Genomic DNA, 14,765 nt, shown 5'->3' with positions numbered 1-14,765 from the left:
AACGTTAAGGATTATTGTATATTGAAGCCGTTCAGAAATGAACGGCTTTTATTTTTTATATATGGGAGAAACATTAGATCTAAAAGGGAGTAAAAAATTATTGAATGCATGGGCCTTTTATGATTGGGCTAATTCGGTTTATACATTAACTATAGCATCTTCAATTTTTCCTATCTATTATTCTACACTATTCTCGACTAAAGATGAATTGGTTACTGCATTTGGTTTTGATATGAAGCAGACCGTTCTCATTTCAATAGTTACTGCTTTCACCTTTCTTGTTGTAGCATTTTTGTCGCCTGTATTATCTGGTATAGCAGATTATGTTGGCAATAAGAAAATGTTCATGAAGTTTTTTTGCTATACAGGTAGTTTGGGTTGTATTGGGTTGTATTGGTTTGATCTAGAGCATATTCATCTTAGTCTGTTGTTCTATTTTATGGGATTAATAGGGTATTGGGGGAGTCTAGTTTTTTACAATTCGTATTTGCCAGATATTGCGTTTGAAGATCAACAAGATAGTATTAGCGCAAAAGGATTTTCATTAGGTTATTTTGGGAGTGTTCTATTGTTGTTATTGAATTTGGCAATGGTCATGAAACCAGAGTTGTTTGGGTTTGATATTGGTGAAACTGAAGATTCACTAAACTTGGCTAAGGTAGAAGCGATGAGAATATCATTCATAACAGTCGGATTATGGTGGTTGATTTTTAGTCAATATACATTTTGGGTGCTGCCAAAGGGAGTAGGTAAAGGGCACCAAATAACTAAAGATATTGTGTTTAATGGGTTAAAGGAACTTAAAGTTGTCTGGGGTCAATTGAAAGAAAATGAAAGACTAAAACGTTATCTAAACGCTTTTTTTGTGTTTAGTATGGCTGTACAAACAATTATGCTAGTCGCAGTATATTTCGGAGAAAAAGAAATTGCATGGGTTTCTGCAAGTGAAAAGACTACAGGTTTAATTATTAGTGTATTGGTTATACAATTGGTAGCCATAATTGGTGCTGTTATTACCTCCAAAGCATCAGAAAAATATGGTAATATTAAAACGCTAATAGTTGTAAATGCTATTTGGATGCTATTATGTGTTTATGCTTACTTTATGGTAACACCTATTCAGTTTTATATTGCAGCCGGTTTTGTCGGTTTGGTAATGGGAGGTGTACAATCTTTAGGGAGATCAACATATTCAAAATTTTTACCGGAAACAGAAGATACTACATCGTATTTTAGTTTTTATGATGTAGCTGAAAAAATAGGTATTGTTATAGGTATGGCACTCTTTGCTATAATAGATCAAGTAAGCAATATGAGATATGCCATTCTATTTTTGTTCGTATTCTTTTTAGGCGGTATTATATTGCTATTTAGGGTTAATGAAACAAAAAAGCCCCTTTAAAAGAGGCTTAATTGAATTGATTGTTCGCTATTTTGATTTTATACTTTACCCTTTAGAGATATCTCCTGAACCAGAGGTTTTTGTATTTACTTTTTCAGGATTGCCTCTATAAGAGATGTCACCCGATCCAGATACACGCGCTTTTATAGATTTATTTGCGGTTACTTGTATGTCTGCAGATCCAGAAACGGTTGCCTCAACATTATCAGCCTCAAGGCCATATGCTTCAATATCCCCACTACCTGATATAGTTGCTTCAAAATCAGTAGTGTTACCGCTAAGGGTAATATCCCCTGAACCTGACATTGTAGCTGATATAGTGTTAGTGTCGATATCTAACGTAATATCACCAGAACCAGACATTGCCGTACTGAATTTGTCTGTTTTAATTTTTGTTTTACCAACAATATCTCCAGATCCTGACATGGCCACAGAACTTATAGATTCTATCGGCACTGTAATATGAATTCCAGACTTCCAGTTACTAGATTTAAGATTTACACCTTTTTCCGTTTTAATAACCAATTTGCCATCTTTAACTTCGGTAATGATATATTCTAATAGATTCTCTTCACCTTCTAGCGTAATCTCACCTTCACTACCTGCAACCAAATCTATATCAAACCAGCCAGAAACCGCTACGCCGTCATAATCTCCGGTGCTTCTTTCTATGGTTACATTATTTCCATTTCCTTTAATTGTTTTTCCCCATTGGGCAGAACAAGATAAGGATAGTAGACCTGCACATACTAATACACTTAATTTTCTCATGATTTTCATATTTAATTGATTGATTGATTATTTTTTGGTAAAACTGATTCCGCCATAGTCACTTGATAGCGTTATTTTATTTCCACTTCCTTTAGACCCATAAAAACCTTCATAGTGTTTGTCCGAAGATTTTTCTGTACTGATGTTTATGGTAAAGTCATCTTTTCCACTAACTCCTGCATAACTGGTCGAAATATCGAAATCGAAATGGTATTCACTATGATATCCAATTTTGATTCCGGTATAGTCAGTTCTAATATTTACATCGCCAGCATCAGCGGCAAGTTCTTCTATTCTTATAGATCCATAGTCGGCAACAATAGAAACATCACCATGTACGGTACCTAATTTTACAGTAATATAATCGCCGTTACCATCAATACTCTTTAATTCGTCAATATCCATATTGCCGTAATCACTCGTATACTCTAAGTTATCCATAATGCCAATACTAGCGTTGGTATAGTCTGCATTAATAGCAAGATTTCCTGCTTTTTCTATAGTGAAACCAGAGTAGTCAGCTCTTATTTCTCCACTATTGATATATCCAATTGTAGACTTAGAAGTATAATCGAAGTTTAAACGGTTGTTTCGACCTCTAAGTTCACCCAACTCTAGTCTACCATAGTCACAATTAATTCTAGCATGACCGTCAATTCTATCAAGAATAATGTTGCCATAATCATTACTAAGATCAACATTGTTTTTTACAGGAACTTTTATGGTGTAGTTGATCTGCATGTTAACATTGTTGTTGTTTCCCCAGCTCCATCCCCAGCCATTACTACTTTTATTGAAAATAGTTTCTGCAGAAACACGTTCGCTACTGGCTTCAAAATCAATTGAAATTTCATCTAGTTTTTTCTGAACCTTTTCTTCGTTATTACCATTGGTTTTAATATGAACTTCGATAACGACCCTATTCTCGTTCCAAGAAGTGATATTTAAATTACCGTATGAGTTGTTGATTTTTAGCAATGCATTAGCATTGACATTAAATTCTTTTTTAATGGTCTTTTCTCTAGTATGCTTGCCATTAAAATCAGTATCGTTGGCATTGGCTACAGTGGTAAATGCTAATAATAATAGCCAGGTATATTTATATAGTATAGTTTTCATCATTCGATTTTTTAATTGATTTAATATTTTCAATTTGTATCATTACCTCGTTTAAAAGGTCTATTCTGGTTTGGAAATTGGTAATCATAGCACTTAATATAAGTTTACTATTACCACCGTTTAAAAGATCCTGTTCCATTTTGGTGTAATTCAATTGAAGCTTTTTCAATTGGGTCATGGTGTCATTAATTATTTTTTCTGTTTCTGGTGATTTTTCAGAATTCAGTTCGTTGATTTGCTCTTCGATTAAATTGGCGAAATAAAATTGGGTCTTAGAAGCTTCAGGTGAAATTTCGGCAACCTTATCATCAATGCTACTAGCAGTATTAAGTTGAAATATGCCTACAGATAATAAAATAGCGATTGATGCGGCAACAGATAAAAATAGTAACCAAGAATTATTTTTCTTTGGTGTAAGTTTTGTTGCTCCTTTAGATTCATTTAATTTTTCTAAAAAACGTTGCTGGTGCCCATTTGTGGGTTCCGCATAATCTATAATATCCTGTAGCTTGTTAAAAAGCTCGTCAATAGTATCTTTCTTCATTAGACTGCGAGTATTAATTTCTTTCTTAAACTTTCTTTAGCTCGTGAAACAGTAGTTCTGCAATTGGCATAACTAATGTTCATGATTTCGCTGATTTCATCATAATCAAACCCTTCAATTAGATGTAAGGTCAAAGAAATTCTGTAATTGTCTTTTAAATCTTTCATGGTTTCCATCACTTTTTGAGCCTTTAGTTCTGTAAACACATTGTCAGATGCAATTCCGTCATTATCTTCGACCTTGTACAATACTTCATCTAAAGCAACTTCATTCTTTTTTTGTTGCTTTCTATATTGATGTATGCTGTTGTTAATAACAATGCGTTTTAACCAGGATCCAAAAGTTACTTCACCTTTAAAAGTATGCAGTTTCGTAAATGCGCTTAAAAACGATTCTTGCATAATGTCTTCTGCTTGGGCAGTGTCCTTTACGATTCTGATTGATGTGTTGAACATAGCCTTGTAATACCTGTTATACACTTCTAGCTGTGCACTCTGTTTACCGGCCATGCACAATTGCACTAGCTCATCAATATGTTCTCTTTGTTGGCTCAAAAAGTGATTGGTTTTATTGAAAGATGATTCAATTTACGGTTTGTTACAGTTTGTTAGAATTAATATGATATTATTCTTTATTTCTATTCTGTTTAATTTTTAAAATGATTCTTTTCACTTGGCACAAGAATTGAAATACATAGGTGCAAATGAAGGTGTTAAAAGCTATAATAGCTTAGTTTTCATTGCATTTACGGCATTTATGTATAATTTATAAAAATAAAATTCTGTTGGTTTAATGACAGAATGACCGATATATGAGTATGGGAGATTCTAAATTTTCAAATTTTGACAACATGTCCTTACAGGGAATCGATCAAGATTCTGAGCTTATACCACTATTGACCCCAGAAGATGAGGAACAAATGAATAGTGAAACGCTACCAGAAACCTTACCGATTTTGCCTTTAAGAAATACAGTTCTTTTTCCTGGTGTAGTAATACCTATTACTGCAGGAAGGGATAAGAGTATTCGTTTAATAAAAGATGCCAATAATGGTTCTAAAGTAATTGGCGTAGTATCTCAAAAAAACGAGGAAACTGAAAATCCTGATGTACAGGATATTAATACTTTGGGTACAGTCGCAAAAATTTTGCGTGTTCTACAAATGCCAGATGGTAATACAACTGTAATCATTCAAGGTAAAAAACGTTTTGAGGTTGCAGAGGTGTTAACTAAAAAGCCTTATTTAACAGCTACAGTAAGGGAGACTAAAGAGATAAGACCTGAAAAGAACGATAAAGAGTTCTTGGCTATTATTGAGTCGATCAAAGAATTGGCGCTGAAAATAATTAGGGATAACCCTAATATTCCTAGTGAGGCTTCATTTGCTATTAAAAACATTCAAAGCGATTCATTCCTTATAAACTTTGTTTCTTCTAATTTAAATTTAGATGTAAAAGCAAAACAAGATTTACTAGAAATAGGAAGCTTGCAAGAAAGAGCATTGGCAACATTGAAATATATGAATGTTGAAATGCAGAAATTAGAGCTTAAGAATGATATTCAGTCTAAGGTTAGAAATGACCTGGACCAGCAGCAAAGAGAGTACTTTCTGCATCAGCAAATGAAAACCATTCAAGAAGAATTAGGTGGGGTTTCTTATGATGAGGAATTAGAGGAGATGAAAGTCAAATCTAAAAAGAAGAAATGGGGCAAAAAGGTAAGAGAGCATTTTGAGAAAGAACTATCAAAAATGAAGCGGATGAATCCGCAAGTGGCTGAATATTCAATCCAAAGAAACTATCTAGATTTATTATTGGATTTACCTTGGAAATCGTATTCAAAAGATAAATTCGATTTAAAACGAGCACAAAGAATTCTAGATCGTGATCATTCTGGTTTAGAAGATGTTAAAAAGAGAATCATTGAATATTTAGCGGTATTGAAACTGCGAAACGATATGAAATCTCCAATTTTATGCCTGTACGGACCTCCGGGTGTTGGTAAAACTTCATTGGGAAAATCTATTGCAGAGGCATTAGGTAGAGAGTACGTTAGAATGTCATTAGGTGGTTTACGTGATGAAGCTGAAATTAGAGGGCATAGAAAAACCTATATTGGTGCTATGCCAGGTAGAATAATTCAAAGTCTTAAAAAGGCAGGTACATCAAATCCGGTTTTTATACTAGATGAGATAGATAAATTATCTAATAGTAATCAAGGTGATCCATCTTCTGCAATGTTAGAAGTGTTAGATCCTGAGCAGAATAGCGATTTTCACGATAATTTTTTAGAGTTAGGTTATGACCTTTCTAAAGTGATGTTCGTTGCTACAGCCAATAATTTAGGTAGTATACAACCAGCATTGAGAGATCGTATGGAGATTATTCATGTAAGTGGATATACCATTGAGGAAAAGGTAGAAATAGCTAAAAAGCATTTATTGCCAAAACAATTGACTGAGCATGGTTTAGATACTAGCCATTTAAAAATTGGCAAACCACAATTAGAAAAAATTGTGGAGGGTTATACCCGTGAATCTGGAGTTCGTTCTTTAGAGAAGCAGATTGCTAAAATGGTACGTTATGCAGCTAAATCTATTGCTACAGAGGAAGAATATGATATTAAGGTAAGCAACGAAGATATTATTGAAATTTTGGGAGCACCCAAAATGGAACGAGACAAATATGAAAATAATGAAGTTGCAGGTGTTGTAACAGGTCTTGCGTGGACAAGTGTAGGTGGTGATATTCTGTTTATAGAATCGATACTTTCAAAAGGTAAAGGAACTATGAGTATTACCGGTAACCTTGGTAAGGTGATGAAAGAGTCGGCTACCATTGCAATGGAATATATAAAGTCTAATGCAGAAAGGTTTAATATTAATCCTACTGTATTTGAAAATTACAATGTACATATTCACGTGCCAGAAGGAGCAACGCCAAAAGATGGGCCAAGTGCCGGTATAACCATGTTGACATCATTGGTTTCTTTATTTACTCAGAAACGTATTAAAAAGAGCTTGGCTATGACGGGTGAAATTACGTTACGTGGAAAGGTATTACCTGTAGGTGGAATCAAAGAGAAGATTCTAGCTGCTAAACGAGCCCGTATAAAGGAAATTATTCTTTGTGCCGACAATGAGCGCGATATTAAGGAGATTAAAGAATCATACTTAAAAGGACTTATTTTTCATTATGTAAAAGAAATGTCTGAGGTTATAGATATTGCAATTACAGATGTTAAAGTAAAAAACGCCAAGGAGTTATAAATTCTCTTTTCTTTATATTTATGTTAGAATGAAAAAAATAACAATAGCAATTGACGGTTTCTCTTCTACAGGCAAGAGCACTTTAGCTAAACAATTAGCTAAGAAGTTACATTATATATATGTAGATACAGGTGCAATGTACCGCGCCGTAACCTTGTTTGCTATGAGGTCCGGGTTTATAGAGGAAGATAAAATTGATGAAGATTCATTGATTAAAACTTTAGATGATATAGACTTAAAATTTGTTTTTAATTCAAATTTAGGTTTTGCCGAAATGTATTTGAATGGCGAAAATGTAGAGAAGGAAATAAGAACTATGCCTGTGTCAAAAAATGTGAGTCAGGTTTCTGTTATCGCAGCTGTGCGAGAGAAATTGGTAGCTATGCAACAAGCAATGGGTGTTGATAAAGGTATTGTTATGGATGGCAGGGATATTGGCACAGTGGTATTCCCAGATGCTGAACTTAAAATTTTTATGACAGCATCACCAGAGAAACGTGCGGTAAGGAGATATAAAGAATTATTGGATAGAGGGGAGGATGTTGTTTATGCAGATATTCTGGAGAATGTTCAAAAACGAGATCATATTGATAGTAATCGTGCAATATCACCTTTAAAAAGAGCTGAAGACGCTATAGAGTTTGATAATAGTGATTTAGGTTTAGAAGATCAATTTCAAAGAATGTATGAACATTCCCTTCGAGTTATAGAAAGTCAAGCATAAAAAAAAGAGGTTAGCATTGCTAACCTCTTTTTAAATATATATTATATATACTAGTTGTTTGGAATAACCAATACTTGATCTGGATGAATAACATCTGGGTTTTTCAAAACACCAGTGTTAGCTTCAAATATAGCTTTGTACTTCATAGGATCACCATAGTAATGCTTAGCTATCTTACTTAAAGACTCACCACCCTTAACAACGTGTCTGTGATATACAGATTCATCTTCAACAGTAATATTAGCTTTTATATCAGAAGGACTTTCGCCACCTATTTGCTTAATTTTATCCCACATTAGGTCTTTTTCATAAGGAGTTTTTGCTTGTCCTTTTATTTTAAGAACATCACCTTCAACAGTAACGTTACCGTCCTTTATACCTAATTGCTCACCTAAGTCTAAAAGACCTTGATACTTCGCTTTAACACTCATAATTATAATTTTTAATGGTTAATTTTATGCTTCTAAGTTACGCATATTTATAATATTTTATTCCAAAATCGTGCCATAATCGATAAATGAATGAAACATAATTAGTTGAGTTGTCTAATTTAAATAAAATGATTATTTTTGCACACCTTTTTCGCAAGGAAGTCAAGAGAGAAGGGATTAGATAAACAAATAATTATAACAACTTTCATAGTCGTTGCCTAAGTCTTGATAAGGTTATGAAATACAAATTATTAATCAGCAAATGGCTGAAGAAAAAACAAACGCAGAGGTAGAAGCTACTACTGAAGCAACACAACAAGCTGTTGAAACTCCACAGCAAGATCCACAAGAATTTTTAGAAAACTTTAATTGGGAAAAATACGAGCAAGGAATTGAGCGTGTTGATGATTCTAAATTAAAGGAATTTGAAAGTTTAGTAGCCGAAAATTTCGTTGATACTGCCGATGAGGAAGTAGTTGAGGGAACGGTAGTTTATATCACAGATAGAGAAGCTATTATTGATATCAACGCAAAATCTGAAGGTGTAATTTCGTTAAACGAATTTCGTTACAACCCAGGTTTAAAAGTTGGTGACAAAGTAGAGGTATTGATCGATATTCGTGAGGATAAAAGTGGTCAACTAGTATTATCTCACAGAAAGGCGAGAACTATTATGGCTTGGGACCGTGTAAATGCGGCTCATGACAAAGAAGAAATCGTTAGTGGTTTTGTTAAATGCAGAACTAAAGGTGGTATGATCGTTGACGTATTTGGTATTGAAGCTTTCTTACCAGGTTCTCAAATTGATGTTAAGCCTATTCGTGATTATGATCAGTATGTTAACAAAACAATGGAATTCAAGGTTGTAAAGATCAACCACGAATTTAAAAACGTTGTTGTTTCTCATAAAGCTCTTATTGAAGCTGATATTGAAGAACAGAAGAAAGAAATCATTAGCCAACTTGAAAAAGGACAAGTATTAGAAGGTGTTGTTAAAAACATTACTTCTTACGGTGTCTTTATTGATCTTGGTGGTGTTGATGGTTTAGTTCACATTACTGACCTTTCTTGGAGCAGAATCAACCACCCGAACGAGGTTGTTGAATTGGATCAGAAATTAAATGTTGTAATTCTTGATTTTGATGAAAACAAATCTAGAATACAATTAGGTCTTAAGCAATTAGAGAAGCATCCTTGGGAAGCTTTATCTGATGAAATTAAGATTGGTGATAAAGTAAAAGGTAAAGTAGTTGTTATAGCTGATTATGGCGCATTCATCGAAGTTGTTGAAGGTGTTGAAGGTCTTATCCACGTTTCTGAAATGTCTTGGTCTACGCACTTGCGTTCTGCACAAGATTTCGTAAATGTTGGTGATGAGGTTGAAGCGGTTGTATTGACATTGGATCGTGAAGATCGTAAAATGTCTCTTGGTATCAAGCAATTGACTCCAGACCCTTGGACTGATATTACAACTAAATATCCTGTAGCTTCTAAACATAAAGGTATTGTAAGAAACTTTACAAACTTTGGTGTTTTTGTTGAGCTAGAAGAAGGTATTGACGGTTTAATTTACATCTCTGATCTTTCTTGGACTAAGAAAATCAAGCATCCATCTGAGTTTACTAACGTAGGCGATACTTTAGAAGTTGAAGTATTAGAATTAGATGTTGAAGGTCGTAAGTTAAGTTTAGGTCATAAACAAACTACTGAAAACCCTTGGGATAAATATGAAACTGAATTCGCTTTGGGTACGGTTCATACGGCAACCATTTCTGATGTAGTTGATAAAGGTGCAACAATTGAATTTAACGAAGATATTACTGCATTCATTCCTCAACGTCATTTAGAGAAAGAAGATGGTAAGAAACTAGGTAAAGGCGATGAAGCTGAATTCAAGATTATTGAGTTCAATAAAGACTTCAAGCGTGTTGTAGCTAGTCATACTGCTATTTTCCGTGAAGAAGAACAACGTAATGTTAAGGCAGCTGTCAAAAGACAAGCGGCTAGCGCAGATGAAGCTAAGCCTACTTTAGGTGATGCTAACGATGCACTACAAGCGTTGAAAGATAAGATGGAAGCTGATTCTAAGAAGAAGTAATTTCTTATTATAGATCCTGATAAAGGATTAAAAGTAAAAGCCCGGATATATATCCGGGCTTTTTTAGTTTTCATTTAATCGGTTCCTATTAGGGTTCTAAGAAAATGAATTACTAGTGGAGAATTTAAAATGAATAGGACTTTGTATAATTTCTATTCGCTGTCTTTTACTAATTGATTTTTCTCTTCACAAACCATAAATCTTCTAAGCTTAGGTTTAATGTAATAAGGTGGTAGTTTTCTTTGACTAGAACGTTTTGTAATAATCCTTTAGAGCCATAACTATATGATAGGTTAATCATTGAATGCGTGCCTCTGCTTGTAGGTATACCAACACCTGCAGTAAAATTGTAACCTTCTACTTTACTATCGCCAATGGCTAAATATCCATTATCATAATTGTAGCCCAATCTGTAGCTTATTCTTTGACCATACTTATAACTAGAAGGGTCTTGAAGGTATTCTAATCCAAATGCATAAATATCTTGGTCTTGATAGTTGCCAATATTTTCAGATTGATCGGTGTCTGTCCAGAAGTTTTTCTTGTAATCTGCACTAAAAGTTATCTCTTCTATAGGTTTTATACTCATCCCAAACCCAAGTTCTAAGGGTAGTTTAAAATCTGAAACATAATCAGAACTTTCATCTTCAACTGAAATATCTATTCCAGAAAGGGATTTATTTACAGATCTTTTAAGGTTACCATTTAAACTTGTTGGTAATTGTGCAGTACCACCAATAGTAATTCTGTCATTGATGTCATATTGAAATCCAAAGCCTAGTCTCGCCCCACTATAGTTGGTTTTTTCTATAGATTCAAATGTGGTGGAACTGTAAATAAAAGATTCGGTTTCTTCAATATTTCCAAATAAAAACGAAGCACTTAAGCCAAGTCTTAGTTTAGGTGTAAGTGAGTAACCAACATTAAGTTTAATTTCGTTTAGACCGCCCAATCCTGTAATGTTACTTTCAAAACTTTCTGTTGAACCTTCTATATTACTGCTAACTCCCAGAATAGAGTATCCAACGTCACTATAGGGTGTCATCGTAATACCTGCGCCTAAATTTTCCATTACTCTAAATCCGAATGCAAGATTTGAGAAATTGACATTCGATTTTCCTTCGGAGGCAGATGAATTACTGTAATTATTATATTCACCTGTTACCCCAATATCATATAAAAATGAATTCTGTGGAACCAATGCGTAGTTAGCAGGATTTAAGTTATTAAGTTCATAGGGCGATTTTATCCCAATACCGCTGTAGCCCAAACTATTGAATTTGCCAATGCTGGTTTGGTTAATAACCCCTAAACCATATAATGAATATGGAGAACTCGTTAATGCCTCGGACTGGGCAAAAATATATTGAGAGCCTATTACTAATAAGGTGATTGTACTAAATATAATTTGATTAATCTTCATCGTATATACCGTATGTTAATTCTAAAATTGTTTCGTTTTCGCCATTTCCATTTCCACTCATAATAAATCGATCAACAGAAGAATTATAATCTATAGGAAGTAATATTAATGCATCATCTATATCTCTGTCTTTTAATTGTAATTCTTCCAAATAATAAGCCAGCGATATTTCATAATAGATGTCATTGAATTCTTGATTGTCTCTGTTAAGAATGGCGTAAGATGTAGAGGTTAAGGTTTCCGTCAAATTATTGTTCTGGTCAACAACGTATACGGCAAGCGTGTCTCTAAGCTTTAAATGGTCGTCATAAGACTGTGCAACAGGTTTTATTTTAAGAACGCCATCCAGTATTGTTCCATTACCAGGTATGTCATAAAGGCTGTTAATATGTGGAAACTGTACACGCATGGCTATACCTATACCAGATTCTATAAAGCTTTGGTTGTTAGAGTCGGCACTTTCTAAATTTACTTTGCTATTGGTAAGCGTTTGCAGAGGGGCAATAGGATCATCTGCCGTAATTTTATTAAAAAATGGAATAGGGGATGTTGTTGCATTTATTTGAATGTCCATATATTCTTGCACAGATTCATCTGCTGTATCTGTACTAAAATATAAACGTAGATAAGTGTTTTCGGAAGATTTAGAAAAGCCAATAATAGAACCATTATCGGTGTCATCTGGTACAATACCAATTCCTTTAAAGTAATCTCTATACTCATCAGAATTTACAATGTTTTTTTCTTGTAGTCTAGAGAATACATCTGTACCAAAATCATCAACAAGGGTAATAGTAATTGAATCTCCAGCCAATGGTCTTGGGTAGTATTCTAAAAAACCTAAATCATCTTCATCATAGCCAATGTTACTAGTATTGTAGAAGTAATCATCGCTTTCAGGCTTTAAGTTTTCGTTTATTTTTTTAATGTGTATTGTGTTCTTCTGTAGTGTGTCATTGTAATAATACTTATCATACCCTAATACCATAACAATACTATCAAATTCGGCTTCACTGTCAATAGTGTAGGTTTCTGGTAAAAACTGCATGTAGCTAGATGCTGTTATGGATCCAAAAACGGAGTCTGTGTATTTACCAGTAAGTATTCTAGTAGATTCAGAAGTGGTAATACTATCAAACTTCATGGTAGAAGTACTGACCGTCAATGTATCAACCAGTATAAGACGAATATTACTGTCTGTAAACGTTTCACCAGCTACAAATTCTGAATCATTATATATTTCACTGCTACAAGATATTACAGCAATAGAGAGGAAACCGCCAAACATTATGATGTAGAGCGCACGTACTTTGTTTAGGAACACCTTCATTTAGAATTTAATTTTTATCAAAACTAAATACCAAGTACGGTTGTAAAAACCTGAATAGACGAATCCCCAATGTTAAGGGATGAACTCAGTTATTTAAACTATTAATGAAATGTTTGTGTTGGTAGATGAAAAACTGGGTTTGGTATGTTAAAAACCAACCTTAATCTATTGTGTTTTTTGGACACTAAGGTCTCTAGTAGATTTGAACCAGAAAAGAAAGAACCTTTAAACAAAAAATAATGAATAAAAGAAAATCGTATGTGTACAAGATTACTGGAATGGCATTAATGGCCATGGTAATTACAAGTTGTTCAAGTGATGATGACGATGACGATTTAGGCAACTGGGTAGATAAGTCTGTTTTTGATGGCAGTGCTAGAAGTAGTGTTTCTGGATTTACTATTGACAATGTTGGTTACATGGGAGTAGGTTATGACGGGGATGATTATTTAGCTTCATTTTGGGCTTATGATATAGAGGGAGACTACTGGTCACAGAAAGCGGATTTTCCTGGTGTTGCCAGAAACGCAGCGGTAGGTTTTGAAGTAGATGGTACTGGTTATATAGGTTCTGGTTATGACGGTGTTGATGAATTAACTGATTTCTATAGTTATAATACGGCAACCAACACATGGACCGAGATTGCTTCTTTACCAACAGCAAGAAGAAGTGCGGTTGGTTTTGGTGCAAATGGTTTTGGCTTTGTGGGAACTGGTTATGATGGTGAGAATGATAGAAAAGATTTCTGGAAATATAACCCTGCAAATGATACATGGGTAGAATTAGTAGGTTTTGGGGGAAACAAACGAAGATCGGCAACCACATTTACAATAGATGGTTTGGTGTATTTGGGTACCGGTGTTTCTAACGGAGTTTACTTAGATGATTTTTGGGTATTTGACCCTACAACAGAAAGCTGGACAAAGAAGTTAGACTTGGATGAGGAAGATCAGTATGCTGTAGAAAGAAGCAACGCTGTAGGATTTACGGTAAACGGATACGGTTATATAGCCTGTGGTGAATTAGGCGGTGCAACTAACACTGTATGGGAATACGACCCTTCTTCAGATGAATGGGATCAAAAAACTTCGTTTGAAGGGGCTACAAGACAAGATGCGATTGCTTTTTCTAATGGTAGTCGTGTGTTTATAGGTATGGGTAGAACAGGTACTTTATACTTAGATGATTTAGATGAATTCTTTCCTCTTGATGAATACGAAGAGGAAGATTAATTTTTCATAGTGAGTGCAATTGTTAATTTTTTGGGTCAATCTGTGTGGATTGGCCCATTTTTAAACATTTATTTATGATTTCTACTGCAAAATATTGGGTTGTTATTGTGTTATTTTTGGCACTAGGCTTTGGGTACTCAATTTATAATCAGCCATTAACTAATAATGATCACACATTTCATAGTCAGATTGTAGATTTAAATGATGGTTATGGTTATCAGATTATGAAAGGAGAGAAAATAGTGATTTTACAAAAGTTTATCCCTGGTTTTCCTGGTAAACAGAAGTTTGTTACCAAAAAGGAAGCTCTTAAAACGGCAGGTTTAGTAATCTCAAAATTGGAAGATGGAAAGTCGCCAGTTTTATTGCCGTCAGATTTAGCAGAATTGAATATTTCTACTGCAGTAAGTCACTAATTTCTAT

General features: G+C 34.2%; 13 protein-coding genes. 6 read left to right on the top strand and 7 right to left on the bottom strand.

Annotated features, from left to right (window positions below; translation table 11 throughout):
- The first annotated feature begins 61 nt into the window (after positions 1 to 61).
- Entirely contained in the window at positions 62 to 1,402 is a 1,341-nt protein-coding gene (locus P178_RS0119155) for an MFS transporter (RefSeq protein ID WP_027067747.1), read from the top strand.
- Between the two features lie 45 nt (positions 1,403 to 1,447).
- Here the strand turns inward: P178_RS0119155 and P178_RS0119150 are convergent, their stop codons facing one another.
- Genes P178_RS0119150 through P178_RS0119135 form a run of 4 tightly spaced genes read right to left on the bottom strand, consistent with a single transcriptional unit; the run spans position 1,448 to position 4,390 of the window.
- Positions 1,448 to 2,173 (bottom strand): head GIN domain-containing protein, encoded by a 726-nt coding sequence (locus P178_RS0119150; RefSeq protein WP_027067746.1) that lies wholly within the window; start codon positions 2,171 to 2,173, stop codon positions 1,448 to 1,450.
- A gap of 27 nt (positions 2,174 to 2,200) precedes the next feature.
- On the bottom strand, positions 2,201 to 3,292 hold the full coding sequence (locus tag P178_RS0119145) for a hypothetical protein (RefSeq protein ID WP_027067745.1): 1,092 nt from the start codon (positions 3,290 to 3,292) through the stop codon (positions 2,201 to 2,203).
- Complete coding sequence (locus P178_RS0119140) at positions 3,273 to 3,836, bottom strand: hypothetical protein (RefSeq protein WP_027067744.1); 564 nt, start codon at positions 3,834 to 3,836, stop codon at positions 3,273 to 3,275. Before P178_RS0119140 ends, P178_RS0119145 begins: the two co-directional genes overlap by 20 nt.
- Entirely contained in the window at positions 3,836 to 4,390 is a 555-nt protein-coding gene (locus P178_RS0119135) for an RNA polymerase sigma factor (protein ID WP_027067743.1), read from the bottom strand. Before P178_RS0119135 ends, P178_RS0119140 begins: the two co-directional genes overlap by 1 nt.
- A gap of 263 nt (positions 4,391 to 4,653) precedes the next feature.
- Between P178_RS0119135 and lon the strand changes: the two genes are divergently transcribed.
- Positions 4,654 to 7,104 carry an endopeptidase La gene (gene lon / locus P178_RS0119125; protein ID WP_027067742.1) on the top strand — a complete coding sequence of 817 codons (2,451 nt, stop codon included), beginning with the start codon at positions 4,654 to 4,656 and terminating at the stop codon, positions 7,102 to 7,104.
- Between the two features lie 28 nt (positions 7,105 to 7,132).
- On the top strand, positions 7,133 to 7,828 hold the full coding sequence (gene cmk, locus P178_RS0119120) for a (d)CMP kinase (protein ID WP_027067741.1): 696 nt from the start codon (positions 7,133 to 7,135) through the stop codon (positions 7,826 to 7,828).
- 50 nt (positions 7,829 to 7,878) lie between these two features.
- Here the strand turns inward: cmk and P178_RS0119115 are convergent, their stop codons facing one another.
- Positions 7,879 to 8,259, bottom strand: a complete 381-nt coding sequence (locus tag P178_RS0119115; protein WP_027067740.1) for a LysM peptidoglycan-binding domain-containing protein — start codon at positions 8,257 to 8,259, stop codon at positions 7,879 to 7,881.
- A 262-nt stretch (positions 8,260 to 8,521) separates the two neighbouring features.
- Here P178_RS0119115 and rpsA point away from each other — a divergent pair, with 262 nt between their 5' ends.
- Positions 8,522 to 10,357: a 30S ribosomal protein S1 gene (rpsA, locus tag P178_RS0119110; RefSeq protein ID WP_027067739.1), complete on the top strand. Its 1,836-nt coding sequence runs from the start codon at positions 8,522 to 8,524 to the stop codon at positions 10,355 to 10,357.
- A 169-nt stretch (positions 10,358 to 10,526) separates the two neighbouring features.
- Here the strand turns inward: rpsA and P178_RS0119105 are convergent, their stop codons facing one another.
- Together P178_RS0119105 and P178_RS0119100 are read right to left on the bottom strand one after the other, a co-directional pair.
- Positions 10,527 to 11,780, bottom strand: coding sequence for an OmpP1/FadL family transporter (locus P178_RS0119105; RefSeq protein WP_027067738.1), 1,254 nt, complete (start codon positions 11,778 to 11,780; stop codon positions 10,527 to 10,529).
- The gene (locus P178_RS0119100; RefSeq protein WP_081819474.1) at positions 11,770 to 13,110 is read right to left on the bottom strand and encodes a DUF4270 family protein; all 1,341 of its coding nucleotides are present in this window, start codon (positions 13,108 to 13,110) and stop codon (positions 11,770 to 11,772) included. The genes P178_RS0119105 and P178_RS0119100 overlap by 11 nt, the downstream gene beginning before the upstream one ends.
- Positions 13,111 to 13,349: 239 nt before the next feature.
- On the opposite strand from P178_RS0119100, the gene P178_RS0119090 reads away from it, so the two are divergent.
- On the top strand, positions 13,350 to 14,342 hold the full coding sequence (locus P178_RS0119090; protein WP_036147183.1) for a Kelch repeat-containing protein: 993 nt from the start codon (positions 13,350 to 13,352) through the stop codon (positions 14,340 to 14,342).
- Positions 14,343 to 14,416: 74 nt separating this feature from the next.
- Positions 14,417 to 14,758 (top strand): DUF4907 domain-containing protein, encoded by a 342-nt coding sequence (locus tag P178_RS22790; RefSeq protein ID WP_051638368.1) that lies wholly within the window; start codon positions 14,417 to 14,419, stop codon positions 14,756 to 14,758.
- Positions 14,759 to 14,765: the final 7 nt, after the last annotated feature.

This window comes from Maribacter sp. Hel_I_7 (assembly GCF_000688315.1).
Lineage (GTDB): Bacteria > Bacteroidota > Bacteroidia > Flavobacteriales > Flavobacteriaceae > Maribacter > Maribacter stanieri.
This window is presented reverse-complemented; position numbering and strand designations above follow the sequence as displayed.